General features: G+C 51.6%; 1 tRNA gene, 2 rRNA genes and 1 pseudogene. 1 reads left to right on the top strand and 3 read right to left on the bottom strand.

What is annotated here, in order from left to right:
- Positions 1–674 precede the first annotated feature (674 nt).
- A pseudogene (locus tag PYL13_RS01665) lies at positions 675–899 on the top strand (LysR family transcriptional regulator); the annotation flags it as partial.
- Positions 900–1,106: 207 nt separating this feature from the next.
- Here PYL13_RS01665 and PYL13_RS01660 read toward each other — a convergent pair.
- The 3 genes from PYL13_RS01660 to PYL13_RS01650 form a co-directional block, all read right to left on the bottom strand.
- Positions 1,107–1,183: transfer RNA gene (locus PYL13_RS01660), tRNA-Met, on the bottom strand.
- A 464-nt stretch (positions 1,184–1,647) separates the two neighbouring features.
- A 5S ribosomal RNA gene (rrf, locus tag PYL13_RS01655) occupies positions 1,648–1,762 on the bottom strand.
- Between the two features lie 95 nt (positions 1,763–1,857).
- Positions 1,858–4,658: ribosomal RNA gene (locus tag PYL13_RS01650) — 23S ribosomal RNA — on the bottom strand.
- Positions 4,659–5,000 lie beyond the last annotated feature (342 nt).

Genomic DNA, 5,000 nt, shown 5'->3' with positions numbered 1-5,000 from the left:
CCCCGTGCTTCCTTACGCTCGGCGTTCTGCCTTCAGGATGCTGCTATGGCATGGGGCTATTGCATTGATCCTTTGACTTCGTGTTGCTCGACGCCTTTTTTTCGCCTCACCCTATTCACTCCAGTCGACACTTCTTCTTTGAAGTCGTTCCTTGCCAGTTTCTTCAAACGGTGCTTTTTCAAAGCAGGTGGCTCCGGCCTTTTAGATTCCGGCTGTATTTTTTTCACCCGATTATACCGGGACCTATTCTGATACGCTGGCCGCCTGCTTTCTGCTTTTGCTTCATAGCGATTTGTACGCCTTCTCTCTGACCGTTTCGTTCGTCCACGATGAACATAGGAGCTGGCCTGTTGCAGCGGTTCCTATGCCTGTGTGGCCCGTCCGACTTTTGCTTTTAGGTGATTGAGGTTTGCCCCGTGATTTAGGTTTGCGCCTTCCAGTTCGCCGCCAGAGGCCGAGCGCGCAGCGCTATTCACAAAGAGGTTGAGAGGCGGCGCTAATTGCAGTCATTGTCGCCCTCTGAGGGGCAAGCAAGTCGATCGATCAGCTCTATTACGCCCTGCCTTTCGCGCCAGCCGATCATAAGAAGTGGTGCAGCACGTTGTGCTGCCTTTTTTGGCGCCGGCCGTCGTGTTGTTCGGTCTCCGCTGCGTGCCTACAATGATTTCGTCAAGGCGATGCGCCGATTGTGCCTTGATGGTTTAGGCTTGGGGCGTGTTGGCGGTTTTCATGTGGAGGAAGATATTGAAGCGGGCAGACTTGTGTCTGTTCTGGACGATTATAACCCAGGCGATGTCGAGGTTATCTGGTGTGTCTATGGTGGTTCGGGACCATTGTCTGGCCGGGTACGCGCCTATTTGGATTTTCTGAGCGAGCATGTTTTGCGGGCGTCGCCTTGATTTTCTTGCGGCGTGTCTACCATTGGTTATTGATCGTTTTGTCGCCGGCGGTTTTTCCAGGCTTTGACTTTCGCATTGGGCAGCTGTTGGCGTGCCTTGGTTGTTGTGTCTTGAGAAGGGTTATTTCGCGCGCGCGTAGGCGCCGCCAATGGTCTGCGGTTTCTTTTAGTTTTGAGATTTTGTTTTTGGGGGAATGTTTTGTTGATTTGGTTGCGGGGGCAGGATTTGAACCTGCGGCCTTCAGGTTATGAGCCTGACGAGCTACCGGGCTGCTCCACCCCGCGTTACCAGGTTTTTGCCAAAGGCAAAATACCGACTGCGCAAGTTCGCAGAACTTGTCGCGACAGAGCAAACACGATGTGTTTGCATCCCCTAGGCAAACTGTAAAACAGTTTGTCCGTATTTCCAGGTTTTTGCCAAAGGCAAAATACCCCTAGGCAAACTGCATGGCAGTTTGTCCGAACCAGCGCAAGTTCGCAGAACTTGTCGCGACTACGTCGATCGCTCTAGCGATTGACGGATCTGTGCCGAGCAAATTGGGTTGCAATTTGTCTCGCGTTTCCTGAACTTGCCAGTTTTCCCGATCTATCAGCCCTCAAAGAGTTAGCTTTTCGGAATGGCAGGACGGCATTAGTCCAAGAATTGGCCTTAAACGCAAAAAGCCGCTTTGATAGCGGCCTCGTGTTGGGCATCGAGGCCCTTTTTGTGATGAGAAGATGTTTTGTAAGCTTTGAGTTGCGTTTAGCAGACCTGGCAGCGACCTACTCTCCCGCGTCTTAAGACGAAGTACCATTGGCGCTGGGGCGTTTCACGGCCGTGTTCGGAATGGGAACGGGTGCAGCCGCCCCGCAATAACCACCAGGTCGGCAAAACGCAACAACTTACGTTGTTTTCGAGAAGCTGGAGAGCTTGAAGCTCACTTTAATTTAACACGTCTTGATGGACATGAACAATGAGAACGAAGAAGTCGATCGAGCTATTAGTAACGGTAAGCTTCATACATTACTGTACTTCCACACCCGTCCTATCAACGTGGTCGTCTTCCACGGCTCTGATAGGGAATACTCGTTTTCAGGTTGGTTTCCCGCTTAGATGCCTTCAGCGGTTATCCATTCCGTATATAGCTACTCTGCTATGCCCTTGGCAGGACAACAGATCCACCAGAGATACGTCCATCCCGGTCCTCTCGTACTAGGGACAGATCCTGTCAATATTCCTACACCCACGGCAGATAGGGACCGAACTGTCTCACGACGTTCTGAACCCAACTCACGTACCGCTTTAAATGGCGAACAGCCATACCCTTGGGACCTGCTCCAGCCCCAGGATGCGATGAGTCGACATCGAGGTGCCAAACAACCCCGTCGATATGGACTCTTGGGGGTCATCAGCCTGTTATCCCCGGCGTACCTTTTATCCGTTGAGCGATGGCCCTTCCACACGGGACCACCGGATCACTATGACCGACTTTCGTCTCTGCTCGACTTGTCAGTCTCGCAGTCAGGCTAGCTTATGCCATTGCACTCGACGACCGATTTCCGACCGGTCTGAGCTAACCATCGCGCGCCTCCGTTACTCTTTCGGAGGCGACCGCCCCAGTCAAACTACCCACCATACACTGTCCCGGATCCGGATAACGGACCGCGGTTAGACATCCACGAAGATAAGGGTGGTATTTCAAGGATGGCTCCACAAGAACTGGCGTCCCTGCTTCAAAGCCTACCACCTATCCTACACATGCCTTGGCGAATGCCAGTGTAAAGCTATAGTAAAGGTGCACGGGGTCTTTCCGTCTGACCGCAGGAACCCCGCATCTTCACGGGGAATTCAATTTCACTGAGTCTATGTTGGAGACAGCGGGGAAGTCGTTACGCCATTCGTGCAGGTCGGAACTTACCCGACAAGGAATTTCGCTACCTTAGGACCGTTATAGTTACGGCCGCCGTTTACTGGGGCTTCAGTTCAGAGCTTGCACCCCTCCCTTTAACCTTCCAGCACCGGGCAGGCGTCAGACCCTATACGTCGTATTGCTACTTCGCAGAGCCCTGTGTTTTTGATAAACAGTCGCTACCCCCTGGTCTGTGCCACCCCACTATACTTGCGTACAATGGGGTCACGCTTCTTCCGAAGTTACGCGTGCAATTTGCCGAGTTCCTTCAACATAGTTCTCTCAAGCGCCTTGGTATACTCTACCTGACCACCTGTGTCGGTTTCGGGTACGGTCTATACGGTGGAGCTATTTCCTGGAACCTCTTCGCTGCACAACCAATCCAATAAGGGTGTACAACACACGAGATCCGTCACTACCACCAGGCCCACGAATATTAACGTGGTTCCCATCGACTACGCGTGTCCGCCTCGTCTTAGGGGCCGGCTAACCCTGCTCAGATTAACTTTAAGCAGGAACCCTTGGTCTTTCGGCGAGGGAGTCTCTCACTCCCTTTATCGTTACTCATGTCAACATTCGCACTTCCGATATCTCCAGCAGCCCTCACGGGTCCGCCTTCACAGACTTACGGAACGCTCCGCTACCACACGATCATAAGATCGTATCCTCAGCTTCGGTGCATGGCTTTAGCCCCGTTACATTTTCGGCGCAAAGACCCTTATTTAGACCAGTGAGCTGTTACGCTTTCTTTAAATGATGGCTGCTTCTAAGCCAACATCCTGGTTGTTTTGGGATCCTCACATCCTTTCCCACTTAGCCATGACTTGGGGACCTTAGCTGGAGGTCAGGGTTGTTGCCCTCTTCACGACGGACGTTAGCACCCGCCGTGTGTCTGCCGACTAGTACTCCTCGGTATTCGGAGTTTGGTTAGGATCAGTAAGACGGTGAGTCCCCATAGCCCATCCAGTGCTCTACCCCCGAGGGTATTCGGTCGACGCTCTACCTAAATAGATTTCGCGGAGAACCAGCTATTTCCGAGTTTGATTGGCCTTTCACCCCTAGCCACAAGTCATCCCAATCTATTGCAACAGATATGGGTTCGGCCCTCCAGTTGGTGTTACCCAACCTTCAGCCTGCTCATGGCTAGATCACTCGGTTTCGGGTCTAATGCAACTAACTAAATCGCCCTATTCAGACTCGCTTTCGCTGCGCCTACACCTACCGGCTTAAGCTTGCTAGTTACACTAAGTCGTTGACCCATTATACAAAAGGTACGCCGTCACCCTTGCGGGCTCCGACTGTTTGTAGGCATCCGGTTTCAGGTTCTATTTCACTCCCCTCGTCGGGGTGCTTTTCACCTTTCCCTCACGGTACTTGTTCGCTATCGGTCATGCACGAGTACTTAGGCTTGGAGAGTGGTCTCCCCATGTTCAGACAGGATTTCACGTGCCCCGCCTTACTCAAGGACAATGATTGTTCTACGTGTACGGGGCTATCACCCGCTACGGCCGAACTTTCCAGATCGTTCCACTTTATTCATCATTGCCACTGGCCTGGTCCGCGTTCGCTCGCCACTACTTACGGAGTCTCGGTTGATGTCCTTTCCTGCAGGTACTTAGATGTTTCAGTTCCCTGCGTTCGCTTCTTACCCCTATGTATTCGAAGGTAAGATACCTTATATCAATACTTGGAAACCCAAACCGTTCAGAAGAACAGCTTGGATTCTCCAAGTATTTAAGGTGGGTTGCCCCATTCGGAGATCCATGGATCAAAGCTTATTCGCAGCTCCCCACGGCTTATCGCAGCGTATCACGTCCTTCTTCGCCTGTGCATGCCAAGGCATCCACCAAATGCCCTTAAAACACTTGTTCGTTCTCATTGTCTATGCCCATCCATATTTGCAAATTTGGAATTCCTATCCTTCTCGCTTGCGCTCAAAGGGGTTCCAAATCGGCCTCACACAACCCTAAGGTATGCGTAAAACCAGCAAAAACCTGATTACCTTTTACAATCAGATCATTTCATGATGCCATCGACGTGTTCGATACAATCCTCATATGAAGGCACGCCGGTGCACTTCGAGGTCGTATCATTAAGACCAGCTTCTCGAGATATCATCCGGTGATGCGCGGTCAGGCAACACCAATCCAGCATTTCCATCAGATGAACCAAAGTTCAAACAACAAAAATGCCTAGGACAAGCTTTCCTTCCT

The sequence above is a fragment of the Agrobacterium sp. Azo12 genome (assembly GCF_029193765.2).
In the GTDB taxonomy this organism is placed as follows: Bacteria; Pseudomonadota; Alphaproteobacteria; order Rhizobiales; family Rhizobiaceae; genus Agrobacterium.
Note: the sequence above shows the minus strand (reverse complement) of the source record. Positions and strands in the feature narration are given on the sequence as shown.